This window comes from Streptomyces sp. DS1-CR2 (assembly GCF_055760475.1).
Genome location: NZ_CM147085.1, coordinates 8,779,394 through 8,793,218 on the forward strand (window position 1 = coordinate 8,779,394; position 13,825 = coordinate 8,793,218).

Here is a 13,825-nt window from a genome sequence, read left to right on the forward strand (position 1 = left end):
GAATTCGTGTGCAGCAAGGAGTTGCCGGCGAACCAGCTCGCGTCCGCACGCGCGCGAAGATTCCTGCGTGAGGTGCTCACGGGTAGGACGCCGTCCACCGAGACGCCTCCCGGAGAGGACCCGATTCCCGCTCCCGGGACCGTCCCCCAAGGGCTCGTCGACAACGCCGTTCTGCTGGTCAGCGAGCTGGTCACCAACGCCGTCGTGTACGCCGGCACCGACATCGACGTGATCTGCCGCCTGGAGCGGCACCCGGACACCGGCATGGCCGTCGTCGTGGAGGTCCTGGACCGCCACCCCTCCAGAGGCCTACGCAGCGCGGCGGACGCCCGGCACGGTGAGCCCGGCTACGGCCTCCAGCTGGTGAGCGCGCTCTCCCAGGCCTGGGGCGTGACGTACCGCCGATCGGAGAAGCGGGTGTGGTTCCGACTGGAGTCCTCGTCGGCGGAGCCGGCATCCGTGGGGGCCGACACCACCCCGGCCCGTACCGGCGAGACCGGTGGACCCAGGACCGTGCAGGGCGCACACGCTGACGTGAGGCTGCCGGACCACCCGGCACGCAGCCTTCGGTACGCCGCCGAGTGGGTCGACCGCGGTGGCCCGTCGTTCCTCGCCGAGACCAGCGAGCTCCTGGCCGGGCAGCTGGACCAGGGCATGGTCGTGGCGCTTGCGTCCCAGCTGCTCGTACCCCGTCTGGCCGACTGGTGCGGCATCTGGCTGCGAACCCAGGGCAGGGGGCTGAAACTCTCCCGGGTCTGGCACGTCGACGAGCGGCGCATCATGCCGCTGCGCGAGGAACTGGAGCGGATCCCGCCGTCCGCCGGCATCCGCGCCGGGGGCACGCCCTGGCCCTGGCCGGAGAGCGGCGGGTCCGACAGAGAGGGCGGGTCGGCGTTCGCCTTCCCGCTCACCGTCCGTGACACCGACGTGGGGGTACTCCTGCTCGGCCGGACCGGGCACCTGCAGATGACCGACGCGGTGGTGCGGATGGTGGACGACGTGGCCCGCCGCGTGGCGCAGGCCGTGTACACCGCCCGCCAGTACACGAGACAGACAACCATCAGCGTCGCCCTCCAGCGCAGGCAGCTGCCGACGACCCTGGCCAGCATCGCGGGAATCGACACCGCGATCGTCTACGAGCCGCACGGCGAGGGCCAGACCGTCGGCGGCGACTTCTACGACATCTTCCCGAAGGGCGAGGACCGCTGGTGCTTCCTGCTCGGGGACGTGCAGGGGAAGGACCCGGAGGCCATGTCCGTCACCGGCCTCGCCCGGCACCTGGTGCGGCTCCTGGCGCGCGAAGGCCACGGCGTCGAATCGGTGCTCGAGCGGCTGAACACCGCCATGGCGGAGGAGAGCGCCGAAGCGCTCACGGCCGACGGAGAGGAGGCGTCCACCCGTTTCCTGAGCCTGTTGTACGGGGAGCTGGCCGTCGACCCGGGCGTCGCGGGTGCCCGCTGCCGGGTCGCCAGCGCCGGCCACCCCCCGCCCCTCCGTCTGTTCACCGACGGCCGGGTGGAACCGGCCTGCGAACCCAGGATGCTGCTCGGCATCGACGAGGGCGCCGAATTCCGGGCCAGCACCTTCGACCTCGCGCCCGGCGAAACGCTGCTGTGTGTCACCGACGGCGTCACCGAACGACGACGCGGCAACTGGCAGTTGGACGACAACGACGGCCTCGCGGATGTGCTCCGCCAGGGCATGGGCCTCGGCGCCAAGGCCCTCGCGGAGCATGTGCGGCGAGCGGCACACGACTTCGGGACGGGCCCGATCGAGGACGACCTGTCGGTACTGGTGCTCCAGGTGCCGATGGCCGACGCGCGCATGTGCCACGCTCCGAAGCCACCGCACCGCGCCTGACGTCGGGGTTCGGGCCGCCCCGCCGCGACTGATGCAAGTCGGGGACGGGGTTCCCCTTCCATCGACAGGTGCAGGGACCATACTGGTCGAGCCCCCGATCACCCACAGAACGATTCCATGGCCAAGAACAGCAGCTCCTCGACCACCGTCCCCGACACCGCGTGGCTGGGACGCGGGCGCCATCTCGGGCCCGAGCCCGAGCAGGACATCCGGCGCAACCTGATCGCCCTCAAGGCGGCCGGGGTGCTCGACGACTTCCTGGACCTCGACCCCGTCGAGGCGGCCCGCTCCACCGTCCTGCACCCGCGGGACGAGTCCGCCGACCTCGGTCCGACCGCCCGCCGCCTCTTCGAGGCCCGCTGGCGCGTCGCCGACGACGTCACCGTGCGCGCACAACTGACGACGTACGACCCCGAGGCCCGCCGCAAGGAAGGCGCGGGCGTCACCTGGGTCCTCGCCGCCGAGGCGGAGCGGGCGTGGGACGCGCACTGGCCCTCGCCCGCCACCATGTTCTGGCCCGACAGCGACCGGGTCGACTGGGACCACGACACGGTGCCCGGCGTGCGCCTGCGGGCCGCGAACTACCTGCCCAAGGACGACGACGAGCTGCGCCGCCGGCTGCGGGACTGCACCCGTAACAGCTGGTTCATCCATGTCGTGGTGCACGAGGCGATGACGCCGGACGCCATGGGCCAGAAGCCTGTCTCGGCATTCCTGCCGTCGAGCCTGCGGCACCGGGTGGTCGAGCACCGGGGCACGCCGCACCAGGCCCAGATCGCCGATGTCGCGATGAAGCGGGAGCTGGGCCTTCGGATGCCGCGCGGCGGCGCTGTCGTCCTGCCCACGGTGCCGCGCGTCCCGGGTTACGAGGCGGAGCGCTTCACAGTGCGCAGCGTCTTCCTGGACGGTTCCGAACCGACCGAACTCCTCGACAGGATCAGGGAGTTCGCCGCGCTGCAGAGGCCGTTGCCCGCCGAGGCCGAGCGGGCCCTGACGCGGCTGCGCCAGGGCTGGCACCTGCTCACTCCGGACGAGGAGCTGGTCCATGCCCAGGGCATGGTCGTCAGGTACGCGGAGGCGCTCGAGGCCATGACGAAGTCGTGTGATCTCTACCGGGAGGCGGCCGAGGCGGCGCAGGCCGCGCTGGCGGAGGCGACCGGCGGCGCCGGTGTGCCCCGGCCGGCCGGCCCGGGTACGGCCAGACTGGACGGCTCGCCGCTCACCGCCTTCACGAAGGCGTTCGGCCGCTTCCGGGGGCCGAACAAGTAGGGGGTTGCCGGTGGACGACCGATGACTTCCGGCCGCTTGGGGAGTCAGTACTCCCAGACAGGCACCAGATCCCTCCGGAGGCACCATGTCCACCACCGAGAACGCCCTCCCGCCCATCGTCGACGCGGCCACCTGGCAGAAGGAGCTGGCGGCGCTGCGCGTCCGGGAGAAGGCCGCCACCCGGGAGCTCGACGCCATCGCCGCCCAGCGCCGCCGGCTGCCGATGGTCGAGATGCCTGACTACGTCCTGGAGGGCGAGGAGGGTCCCGTCCGCCTCGCGGAGATCTTCGGCGACCACCCGCAGCTGATCGTCTACAACCACATGTGGTTCGAGGACGCGGAGTGGCAGTGCAGCGGCTGCACCGGCTTCACCACCCAGTTCACCCGGCTCCTCGGCCTGGAGAAGTTCGACGCCCGGTTCGTGATCGTCACGCAGGGGCCGATCGACGAGGCGCTCGCCTACAAGCGCAAGGTCGGCAACAAGATGACCTGGTACTCGACGGCGAACAGCTCGTTCGGCAGCGATGTCGGCGCCCCGCCGAACGCCGGATTCGCGGTCAACGTGTTCCTGCGCGACGGCGACAAGGTGTACCGGACCTGGCACACGGACGGACGCGGCACCGAGCAGTTGAGCCATCTTTTCGGCCTGGTCGACCTGTTGCCGTACGGCCGCCAGGAGGTGTGGCAGGACTCGCCGGAGGGCTGGCCGCAGCAGCCGACGTACAGCCGGTGGGCCGCGTCGGAGGAGATCGCGGCGGCTTACGGCGAGAACAGCTGACCTCACCCGTCGGCGGTGTCCGCGTGTGCGCTCAGCTGATGCCAGCAGCTGGAGTGGCGGGGCGCGGGCGTCCGGGCGTTCGTCCTCGGCGAGGAACGAGACCTGGCCGCCCGGGCTCTGCGCGACCACCTGGACGGCCTGGGCAGCGCATGACGCCCTGAGGGCTGTCGGTGTGGTCCGCACGGCAGGCATGTGCCGTGCGGACCACCCGCCGGTTCGTGCCCCGCCCGGGATTCGTTCGGTCAGCCCCGGGCGACCGCGATGGCCCCGGCCAGCCGCTCGCCCGCCTCGTACACCATGTACGGCACCCCGTGCTCCGTTCCGAACGACGGCGCTGCCGCCCGGCCGTTCTCGGGGGCTGTGGAACGGGAGTCGTAGAAGACGCCGAGGTGCTTGCGGAGCGAGAAGTCCGCGCCGACCTCGGTGATCATGAGGTCGCCGCCGCTCTCCTTGTCCTTGTTGTAGACGACGTACGCGGAGCCGTTCCGGGTCAGCAGGTGGGGGCCGCCCACGTTCACCGCGCCGACGTCCGAGTGCCGTACGAGCGGCGTCTGGTCGAAGGTCCAGCTTCTGCCGTCGGCCGACCAACCCCAGCAGATGTCACGGTGGTTGGTCGTGTTGTTCAGCATGAAGAGCATCACGTAGTGCGCGCCGCGCGCCGGCAGTTCGTGGCGGAAGACACGGGCGTACGACGTCTCGGTCGTGCCGGTGGGCATCATCGACGTCGACAGGACGACCTTGTCGTACGTGAAGTGCACACCGTCCTTGGACCGGGCCAGGCGCGTCGTGGTGTTCTCGCCGTGGAAGTACAGCCAGAACTCCTTGGCGTCCTCGTTCCACAGCACGTGCGGGGACGACACGTGGCTGACCGAGTAGTGCGGGTCCCACTTGTTCGACACGATGGGGTTCGCCGGGTACTCCGTGAACGGGCCCTCCAGCGAGTCGCCGTACGCCAGGCAGATGCCGCCCGGCGCGTCGTGCGGTGCGTAGTACAGGTAGTAACGGCCCAGCGGTGACGCCAACTTGTCGTACACGCCGCGCACGGTCGGGAAGATGATCTCGCCCGTCGGGTTGTACTTGAGCTGCGACGGTGACAGCAGGGTGCGGACGTAGGTGTAGTCCGGGAACCCGCCGGGCGCGGCCGACGCGGACGGCGTCGAGAGGGCGCCGAGGGCGAACGCGGCGCCGGTGACGGCGGTGGTGCGCAGGAACATGCGACGGTCCAGGCCACACTGCGGCTCTTGCATGATCGGCTCCTGAAGTCGGTTGCTTTCAGAGGGGTTTCACAGGTAGGTGGCGGCGGTGACGCACAGGCCGCCGAGCGCCACCGCCCACACGTACGGCAGCGTCCGGACCATCACCTGCTGCGGCGACACGCCCGCGTACTGCGCGCTCCACACCGTCTGGGTGCTGGTCGGGTCGGCGACGCCGAAGACCTGGTTGTACGAGGTGGCCATGCCGAGGACGGCGACGGCCGGGTAGATGCCGGTGGCGATGAGGACGCCCGCGATGCCGGCGCCCAGGCCGAACACGTTCAGCGGTCCGCGGTAAAGGCACAGCGGTACCAGGAGTGTGAAGACCAGGACGAACAGCACCGCGTTGTGCGGGCTGACCGCCTTGACGAGCGGCTCCAGCGCGTCGACCGCGCCGGGCAGTTTCACCGCGGCGAGCAGAATGCCGATCGCCACGAACAGCGTGATCGGTGGAGCCGCCACCTCGAAGCCGCCGTACAGGGTGCGCAGCAGGCGGCGGTTCATCTCGCGCGGCCGCGTCGTCGTCACCAGCGCGTACAGCACACCGGCAAGGAGCGACGGGATGATCGCCAGTTCGAAGCCAAGGGCCAGCACCAGCGGCACCACCGGAGTGAGCAGCGCGTACCACGGGGCGTCACCGAACCGCTGACGCCGACTGCTGCCGCGCGAACTCGGTGTCTTCTGAACCGACTTGAGCGACCACGCATGCTCCACACCTCGACGCCGCGACTCCACGAGGACGTAGGCGGTGGCCGCCACCAGTGCGAACGGGAACAGCTTCAGCATGAAGCCGCGCACCGTGTCCACCGGCAGCTCGAGCGCCGTGGAGAAGAACTGCCACAGCGGCAGCTCGAACGGCATCCCGGCCGCGATGCCCATCAGGATCGTGCCCGCGGCGGTCACCTTCGGGATGCCCACCGCGATCATCGCGGGGATACCGATCAGCCCGGCGAGCATCGCCGCGGGCGCGGAGCCGGTCACGGTGCCGACAAGCGCGGACACCGCGAGGACACCGAGCGCCACGAACACCGGCCGGTCTCCGCCGAATTCGACGATCTTACGGACCAGGGTGCCCGCGATGCCGGTCTCCTCCAGGAGCTTGCCGAGCCACGATCCGAGCAGGATCGCGATCATCGTGGCGGCGAGCGCGGGCGCGCCCTCCTGCAGCACCGTGTCGAACACGCTGTTCTTCCCCGTCAGCGGCGCGCCCGCGAGGAACGCGATCACCACGGCGAGCAGGACCAGCGCGAACGCGGTGGGCAGCTTGCGGCTGAGCATGGCGGCCACTCCGGCCGCCATGACGAGCAGAATGACGACACCCATCGGTCACTTCTCGCTTTCGCAGGACACGGCGGCGGCCAGCGCCTCCGTCAGCATCAGGGGACTGCGGCCCAGGCCGCAGGCGGCGCGGGCATAGGCGTGCGAGGCCAGTTCGTCGGCGCCCGCGACATGTGCGTAAACACGGCGCCGCCCGAGCCTCAGTGCCGTGTGGCCGAGCGCCCGCTTGAACTCGGCCCGGACCTGCGCGTGGTGGAGCCAGGCGTGCGCCTGCTCGTGGGCGAGGGCGGCTGCCCGCACCGACCCCTCGGGGAACCAGTGCCGCCAGTCGCGCTCGGCGATCAGCCGCTCGGCGCGGTCGACCGTGTCGACGTAGATCTCGACCACCGGCGGCCTCGACCGGTACCGGGCCAGCAGGCCGGCCGCGAGCCCGCCGTCCTGCTCGACGACTCGCACCGGTCCGGGATCCGGAGCCATCCGACGGCCGAACTCCTCGGCCTCGAACCGCTTGTCCTCGGCCTGCACCTGCTGCGGCTCGACATCCTCGCTGAGGCAGTGCGCGGCGAGCGCGCCCGCCACCTCGCCGACGTTCCACTCGACGGGGTGCAGCCGGTAGCAGCCGTTGGTGATGTGGGTGGTGCCGATGTTCTTGCCGGCGGGCAGCAGATTGCGCACCCGGCGCGGCACCAGCGCGCCCAGCGGGATCTCGAACGGCACCGACCCGATGTCGATGTACGAGTCGCCGCCGGTGGAGGGGTGCAGATCGAGCCGGTAGCCGCCGACCCCCACCGAGTCGCGGTAGCGGGTCCTGCCGTACGGGCCGACCACGTCGATGGCGACGTCCTGCTCGACGACGGTCGTCACTGCCTTGATGCGCCGCGACTCGCGCACGTACGGGGACTTGGCGAGCCCGTCGGCGGTGCCGGTGACGTCCGGACGGATGCGCAGTCCCGGGAACCCGGTGCCGCCGTCGGCGCGCGGGGCTTCCGTCTGCAACCAGTACAGAACTGACAGCGACAACTGCCGCGCCTCGCGAAGCGCTTCGGCCTCCTGGCCGATGTACGGCTTCAACCAGTAGTCGTTCAACGGCCAGTTGACGAGCGTGATGTCCGAGTCGAAGGCGCCCGGCCGGTGCAGCTTGCGCGCCAGGATCCGCCGGAATCCCCACAGCTCCTTGTCCCCGGCGTCGGCGCTCTGGTCGGCGCTGACCGCGAGCGGGTCGAGGTCCGGGTTCGGCACGAAGGTGCGGGGGACCGGCTCCAGGGTGCGCGGGTCGGGTGCCTCGAAGCCGAGCAGGGGCCCCGGCCAGAAGTCGGGCCGGTAGGCGCGCCAGAACTCGTAGTCCTCGGGACGGTCGATGATGTGGTCCTCGCCCTCGTGGTGCGAGAGCGCGAAGCAGACCGTGATGCCCTGCTGGTTGTCGGGCTGGGCCTCTGCAGGTGCGTGCGGCTCGCCGAACTCGCCTTGCGCTTCCGCACCGTTGGCATGCTCAACGCCTGCGAGTGCGAGGAGTTCGCCGGTCTCGGTGGCGTCGATGACGTAGCGCGCGGGGATGGCTGTGAGGGTGTCGCCGCGCAGATCCCGCAGTGTGACGGCGCGGATGACATCGTTGTCTGCCTCTGTGGAGACGGCGCGGTGCTCGGTCAGGACGGTCAGCAGGCCCGACGCCCGGTGCGGGGCGAGCATCGCGTCCAGGACGGCGAGTGCGATCCGCGGTTCGTGGCACAACTTGCTCACGCGCCCGGCGCCCGGGTTGAGGTCCGCGAGCCCGAGCGCCTCGGAGCGCAGCGGATACCACTGCCGGTAGTACGCCCGGATGCCCTCGCGCAGCGCCCGGTACGACGCCGTCGTGCCGAACTGCTCCACCCACGGATGCTCGTCCGGCGGCACGGCCTGGGCGGTGAGCTGCCCCCCGATCCAGTCCGTTTCCTCGGTCATCACGACGCGCCGGCCCGCCCGGCAGGCGGCGAGCGCTGCGGCGACACCGCCGAGGCCGCCGCCGACGATCAGGATGTCCGGTTCGGGTATCACAGTGCTCCTTGTGGTTGTTCTTCGTGGTTGTTCTTCACATGTTCAGAACTGGCTGCCCCTCAAGGGAGTTGGTCGACGCGTGGCCCGGCCGTCACGCCGTCGCGGACCTCGCATGCCACCAACGGCTCGTCCGCTTCCTCCCCGGCGACCATCGAGGCGAGCAACCGCACCGCGGCGGCGCCCAGCGCGTGCCGGGGCACGTCGAACCCCATCGGCACAGGCTCCCGGGCAAGGTCCGGCGGCGGGCTCCCGAGCAGCGCCAGCGAGACGTCCTTCGGGCACGAGAGCCCGGCCGCCCGCACCGCCCCGCTCACCGCCCGCCACGCGGCGCCGGTGTCGGTCTCCTCCGCCACGAACGCGGTTACGCCGTCCGTGACCAGCTCCCGGATCCGGTCCGCCGTCAGCTCCACCACCGGATCGACGCAGCGCAGCACCGCGTCAGGACCGCCCGGCAGACCCGCCCGCGCGAGACCGTCGAGGAAACCTTCCTGGCGGTCGGCCGACGCGGGGGCGTCGTCGTCCTCGCGTACGAGCACGATCCGCCTGTGTCCCAACTCGCCGAGTCGCGCGACGACTTCACGGCTCGCGCTGACGTAGTCGGCGCCGACCCAGGCGAGCCCTTCGAGCTCCTCCCGGCGCCCCAGATGCACCACCGGGAACCCGTCGGCGACCAGCCGCTTCAGCTCGGCGCGCGGCGCGTGCCGGCCGAGGAACAGGCAGCCGTCGGCGAGCCGCACCCGGCTGAGCGCGTCCGGCCCAGCGGCGCCCGCGCCCCCACTGCTCGATCCGGTGAACAGCACGAGGTCGTAGCCGCGCGCGGCTGCTTCCTGCTCCACGCCCACCAGGAACGGGTAGTACGAGTGCTGCACATCGGTCGGGAAGGTCGACGTGAAACTGAAGACGCCGAGCAGGTTGTTGCGGGCGGCGGCCAGCCGGCGTGCCGCCGGGTCCGGGACGTAGCCGAGGCTGCGCGCCGCGTCGAGGACCCGCTGCCGTGTCTCCTCGGAGATCGTCGCGGCCTTGCCGTCGCGACGGGCGTTCAGGACCAGGGAGACGGTTGCCTGGGAGACATCGGCGAGGCGGGCCACCTCGGCCTGGCGCGGGCGCGACGTGCGGCCGGTGGGGGACGGGGCCCGGCCGGGCTTCGCGCGCTTCCTGGGTTGCTCCACCCCTGGTGCTCCTTGCTGTCGACACTTCGTCATCGCGTGACTACGTGTTGGTAATGCGTATTAGTTAATGCGTATTAGCCCGTACTGTGCGGGCGCCTCAGGGGGCAGGTCAAGGGGCCGGACGAAACTTTCTGGTGGGGTGTGGCCTTGCTGTGAGGGGGAGTTGAGGTCGCAGACGCAGAGTTCGCCCGGCGCGAGACGGCGAGGGACCCGGCCTGCCGCGCGGGCGGGCTGGGTCCCTCGGGGTGCGTTCTGTGCGAGTCTCAGCGCAGGATCGCGTCGTGAAGGCGGAGCGTCGTCTACGTCTCAGAGCACTGGCGGCCCCGCCTCGATCCGACGTAGAACCGGGGTCAGACGATCCAGGTCGGGGCCGGTCTGGATCTGCCGTTCGTCCCACCAGGTGGCGCCTGCGTCGTGCAGCGGTCCGATCACGTCCTTGGCTTTCGCCGCGTCCGGGGGCGTGGCTCCGCCGAGCACGAACTCGAAGGGCCGGTCCGTCCCTGCCGTACGTTGACTGCTCACATAGCCGATCAGCTCCCGTACCTCCGCTGCATCCGGCACATGCCCATGCCGGGCCCTCTCGAACAGCGGCACCGCGCCGTCCCAGCGCGCTGCCCGCCGCATGGGCGCACGGCGTGGCCAGAATCCGCCTATCCACACCGGGGGAGCGGGACGCTGCACGGTGGCGGGGAGCATCGCCACGTCCCGGACCTCGTAGTGCCGGCCGTGGTGGTTCACCGGCTCGCCTGACCACAAGCGGCCCAGCAGCTCCAGCCCCTCGTCCAGTCGCTCGGCGAGGACGCGCGGCTCGGCGGCGTCGCCGAAGCTGCGGTACTCGTCCTCGACCGGACCGCCCAGACCCGCGGCGAAGATCACCCTGCCGCCGCTGAGCTGGTCCAACGTGGCGACCTGGCGGGCGAGTTGCTGCGGCCGGTAACGAGGGACCGGCGTCAGCAGGGTGCCCAGTCGGATCCGCGAGGTCGCCAGCGCGGCGGCGGTCAGGAGCATCCACGGGTCCCCGAAGGGGCGATCCTGGTGCTGTCGGTGCAGTACGTGATCCCAGATGAAGAGCCCGTCCCAGCCGGCCTGTTCGGCGGCGGTCGCTACGGTTGCGACGTTACGGGGGTCGGCGAAGTCACCGAAGTTGGGGATGTTGATGGAGAAGCGCATCCCAGCAGGATGCGGTGCAATCGGAACAGGGTCCAGAGGGTCTCACGGCACAGTGTGGCCCCTTTGATCAGTTGCCACAACAGCTGCGTGCAGTCGGCCCCGGCTGGCGTCCCCTCCTGTCGCGCTTGCACGAAGGTCTCCGTGCCCACGCTGCCGACTATCGGGTCGACGATCTGAAGGAGAAGTTCGGCACGGTGCGGATCCAGGTCTCCGGAGTTCCGGACTCGGCCAGCGGTGAGATCCGTGTGCTTCTTGCCCCGGCCGGGGGCGGTTCTGCCGTCACATGTCCCGTCAGTGATCCTGTCAACGGATCGTGACTACGCCCCCGGTCGGCGACCAGGGGCGTGTGTCGGGCTGCGCTCGCCGTGGCGCACGTGTAGCGCCGTATCCCGTCAGGACTCCGTGAGGGTGTCCGCCGGGCGCAGGACTCGGGCGAGGAACTCCCGGGTGCGTGGGTGGCTGGGGTTGCCCAGGACCTCGTCAGGGCTTCCCTGTTCGACGATGACGCCGTCGTCCATGAAGACGACACGGTCGGCCACTTCCCGGGCGAAGCCCATTTCGTGGGTCACGACCATCATCGTCATCCCGTCGTCCGCGAGGCCGCGCATGACGGCGAGGACGTCTCCGACGAGTTCCGGGTCGAGCGCGCTCGTGGGCTCGTCGAACAGCATCAGCTCGGGGCCCATTGACAGGGCGCGGGCGATGGCCACCCGTTGCTGCTGACCGCCCGACAGTTGTGAGGGGTAGCTGTCCTCCTTGTCCGCGAGTCCGACACGGGCCAGGTTCTGTCGGGCCACCTGTACCGCTTCGGTCTTGTCCCGCCCCAGCACCCGTCGCTGAGCGATCGTCAGGTTGTCGAGGACGCTCAAGTGCGCGAAGAGATTGAACTGCTGGAACACCATGCCGATACGGCGACGTAGCCGGTCGATGTCCACATCCGGGTCGGTGATGTCGGTTCCGGCGATGAGGACGTGGCCCTGAGTGGGCTGTTCGAGCAGGTTGGTGCAGCGCAGCAACGTCGACTTGCCCGACCCGGAAGGGCCGATGACGCACACCACCTCGCCTGTGTCGACAGTGAAGTCGATGCCGCGCAGGACCTGGAGGTCACCGAAGGACTTATGGAGCGCGCGGATCTCGATCGCCCGGGTCGGTGTGGGCGCGGACGTGTCGGCGGTGGTGGTGGCATGCGTCATGCCCGTCCCCTTGTGTTCTCTCATGGTGCCGGAGGGCTCGCTGGCGCTCATCGCTTACCGCGCCTTCGCATGGCCCGCCTCCAGGCGGCGCACCACGTAGCCCAGCGGGACGGTGATCAGGAGGTAGCAGAGACCGGCCACGAAGATGGGTGTGGTGTTGGCGGTCTCGCTGGCCAGGTCCCGTCCGAACTTGGTGAGTTCACGGGTTTGCAGGGAGACGCCCAGGAACAGCACGAGTGACGAGTCCTTGAAGAGAAGGACCAGTTCGTTGGTGAGCGGCGGCACGATGATGCGGAAGGCCTGGGGGATGACGATCGACCACATGGCCCTCGCGTGGGACATGCCCAGCGTTCGCGCGGCCTCCATCTGGCCGCGGGGCACGGCCTGAATGCCGGCCCTGATGGTCTCCGCCATGTATGCGGCGGCTACGAGGCCCAGGGCCACGGCGACCTGACCGTACGCGCCACCGGGGATGGCAAGACCGGGGAATGCCAGGGGGACGCCGACCCCGATGAAGATGAAGATCAGCAGGGCGGGCAGTCCGCGGAACACCTCGATGTACAGCGAGGCGATCCAGCGGTAGGGGGCGACCGAGGAGAGCCGCATGAGGGCGATGACCAGTCCGAGTACGAGGCCCACACCGAATCCGGACAGGGTGTACGCCACCGTGTTGGCCAGCGCCACCGTCAGTAGATCGGGGAACATCCGCTTGGCCACGGACAGTTCGAGGAACTGCTGCTGCAACTGGTGCCAGTCGGCCAGCACGGCGACAGCGATCACCGCGCCGGCCAGGACGACGTACTGCGCCCCGCGGAGCATGCTGCGCCGCCGACGCGGGGAGAGGCGCGGGCGCGCGGCCGGCTGGGCCGGGGCCTTCCCCGCGACGGGTGCGTGAGAGGAGGTCACTGGGACGCGGCCTCCGCGGGCATCGGGCCGATCCACTTCTCGTACAGCTTCTTGTACGTGCCGTCCTGCTTGGCCTTCTTGATGGCCTTGTCGATGGCGGCGAGGAGCTTGGGGTTGCCCCCCTTGCGCACGGCGAAGCCGTACTTCTCGCCCGTCTGGACCGTGCCGGTGACGGTGAACTTCGCTGCGTTGGCGGGGTTCTTGAGCCAGTTCTGGACCACCGGGTAGTCCTGGATGACGACGTCCACCTGGCCGGTGCGCAGTCCGTTCAGCTCGGCGTCCGAGCTCTCGAACGACTTGGAGTCGATGCCGCCGGCGTGCGCGGTGTCCTCGCCGGTGGTGGCCGACTGCGATCCCAGCTTGATCTTGCCGCTCTTGATGGTGTCCAGCGACTTCGCCTTGACGCCCTTACGGGCCAAAAGCGCCTGGTTGGCGTCGAAGTAGGGGGTCGAGAAGTCCAGGTGCTGCTTGCGCTCGGGGGTGATCGTCATGCCCGCGGCAGCCACGTCGCAGACCCCTGCGTTGAGGTCCGCGCCCGTCTTGATCGTCTCGAACGACTTGTCCACGATCTCCTGCTTCAGACCGAGGTCGTCGGCGACCAGATCGATCAGGTCGACGTCGAAGCCGACGATCTTCTTCCCCTTCTCCGACTGGAACGGCGCGTACGGGAGATGCGTACACGTCGTCAACTGGCCGGATTTGACCAGCTTCACGCCGCCGGCCGTCGTGGTGGCCTGTTCCTTGCTGCAGGCGGTGGCCGACAGGGCGAGCGCGGCGGCGAGCACGAGCGGGGTGGAGCGGCGGACGAGTCTTCCGTGAGGGCTCACTGGACTTCCCTTGTGCATGGAGAATCGCAACTTCCGTTGGGCAGGGAGAAGTTGACCTGGAATGGGACGGGCACCCGACGGGTTCCCGCGC

10 protein-coding genes and 1 pseudogene are annotated in these 13,825 nt (G+C 70.1%); 3 read left to right on the forward strand and 8 right to left on the reverse strand.

What is annotated here, in order from left to right; genetic code table 11:
* The first annotated feature begins 6 nt into the window (after positions 1-6).
* From ACY0PA_RS41135 to ACY0PA_RS41145, 3 genes are all read left to right on the forward strand, one after another.
* Entirely contained in the window at positions 7-1,860 is a 1,854-nt protein-coding gene (locus ACY0PA_RS41135) for a SpoIIE family protein phosphatase (RefSeq protein ID WP_473082432.1), read from the forward strand.
* Positions 1,861-1,977: 117 nt separating this feature from the next.
* A complete protein-coding gene (locus ACY0PA_RS41140) occupies positions 1,978-3,129 on the forward strand; it encodes a hypothetical protein (protein ID WP_473082433.1) in 1,152 nt (383 codons plus the stop codon).
* 85 nt (positions 3,130-3,214) lie between these two features.
* Complete coding sequence (locus ACY0PA_RS41145) at positions 3,215-3,907, forward strand: DUF899 family protein (RefSeq protein WP_473082434.1); 693 nt, start codon at positions 3,215-3,217, stop codon at positions 3,905-3,907.
* 242 nt (positions 3,908-4,149) lie between these two features.
* Here the strand turns inward: ACY0PA_RS41145 and ACY0PA_RS41150 are convergent, their stop codons facing one another.
* From ACY0PA_RS41150 to ACY0PA_RS41185, 8 genes and pseudogenes are all read right to left on the reverse strand, one after another.
* Positions 4,150-5,154 carry a hypothetical protein gene (locus tag ACY0PA_RS41150; RefSeq protein ID WP_473082435.1) on the reverse strand — a complete coding sequence of 335 codons (1,005 nt, stop codon included), beginning with the start codon at positions 5,152-5,154 and terminating at the stop codon, positions 4,150-4,152.
* Positions 5,155-5,190: 36 nt separating this feature from the next.
* Positions 5,191-6,483, reverse strand: coding sequence for a TRAP transporter large permease (locus tag ACY0PA_RS41155; RefSeq protein ID WP_473082436.1), 1,293 nt, complete (start codon positions 6,481-6,483; stop codon positions 5,191-5,193).
* A gap of 435 nt (positions 6,484-6,918) precedes the next feature.
* Positions 6,919-8,469, reverse strand: a pseudogene (locus tag ACY0PA_RS41160) (FAD-dependent oxidoreductase); the annotation flags it as partial.
* Positions 8,470-8,528: 59 nt separating this feature from the next.
* Positions 8,529-9,638: a LacI family DNA-binding transcriptional regulator gene (locus tag ACY0PA_RS41165; protein WP_473082437.1), complete on the reverse strand. Its 1,110-nt coding sequence runs from the start codon at positions 9,636-9,638 to the stop codon at positions 8,529-8,531.
* A 306-nt stretch (positions 9,639-9,944) separates the two neighbouring features.
* Positions 9,945-10,808, reverse strand: coding sequence for an LLM class flavin-dependent oxidoreductase (locus ACY0PA_RS41170; RefSeq protein WP_473082438.1), 864 nt, complete (start codon positions 10,806-10,808; stop codon positions 9,945-9,947).
* A gap of 392 nt (positions 10,809-11,200) precedes the next feature.
* Positions 11,201-12,001 (reverse strand): amino acid ABC transporter ATP-binding protein, encoded by an 801-nt coding sequence (locus ACY0PA_RS41175; protein WP_473082439.1) that lies wholly within the window; start codon positions 11,999-12,001, stop codon positions 11,201-11,203.
* Positions 12,002-12,055: 54 nt separating this feature from the next.
* Positions 12,056-12,820 (reverse strand): amino acid ABC transporter permease, encoded by a 765-nt coding sequence (locus tag ACY0PA_RS41180; RefSeq protein ID WP_473086594.1) that lies wholly within the window; start codon positions 12,818-12,820, stop codon positions 12,056-12,058.
* Between the two features lie 83 nt (positions 12,821-12,903).
* Positions 12,904-13,734, reverse strand: a complete 831-nt coding sequence (locus ACY0PA_RS41185) for an ABC transporter substrate-binding protein (RefSeq protein ID WP_473082440.1) — start codon at positions 13,732-13,734, stop codon at positions 12,904-12,906.
* Positions 13,735-13,825: the final 91 nt, after the last annotated feature.

Bases quoted from the DNA above. Each gene is read 5' to 3' on its own strand.
- ACY0PA_RS41140 (WP_473082433.1), top strand. From the start codon at position 1,978: ATGGCCAAGAACAGCAGCTCCTCGACCACCGTCCCCGACACCGCGTGG.
- ACY0PA_RS41145 (WP_473082434.1), top strand. From the start codon at position 3,215: ATGTCCACCACCGAGAACGCCCTCCCGCCCATCGTCGACGCGGCCACC.
- ACY0PA_RS41150 (WP_473082435.1), bottom strand. From the start codon at position 5,154: ATGCAAGAGCCGCAGTGTGGCCTGGACCGTCGCATGTTCCTGCGCACC.
- ACY0PA_RS41155 (WP_473082436.1), bottom strand. From the start codon at position 6,483: ATGGGTGTCGTCATTCTGCTCGTCATGGCGGCCGGAGTGGCCGCCATG.
- ACY0PA_RS41170 (WP_473082438.1), bottom strand. From the start codon at position 10,808: ATGCGCTTCTCCATCAACATCCCCAACTTCGGTGACTTCGCCGACCCC.
- ACY0PA_RS41175 (WP_473082439.1), bottom strand. From the start codon at position 12,001: ATGACGCATGCCACCACCACCGCCGACACGTCCGCGCCCACACCGACC.
- ACY0PA_RS41180 (WP_473086594.1), bottom strand. From the start codon at position 12,820: ATGCTCCGCGGGGCGCAGTACGTCGTCCTGGCCGGCGCGGTGATCGCT.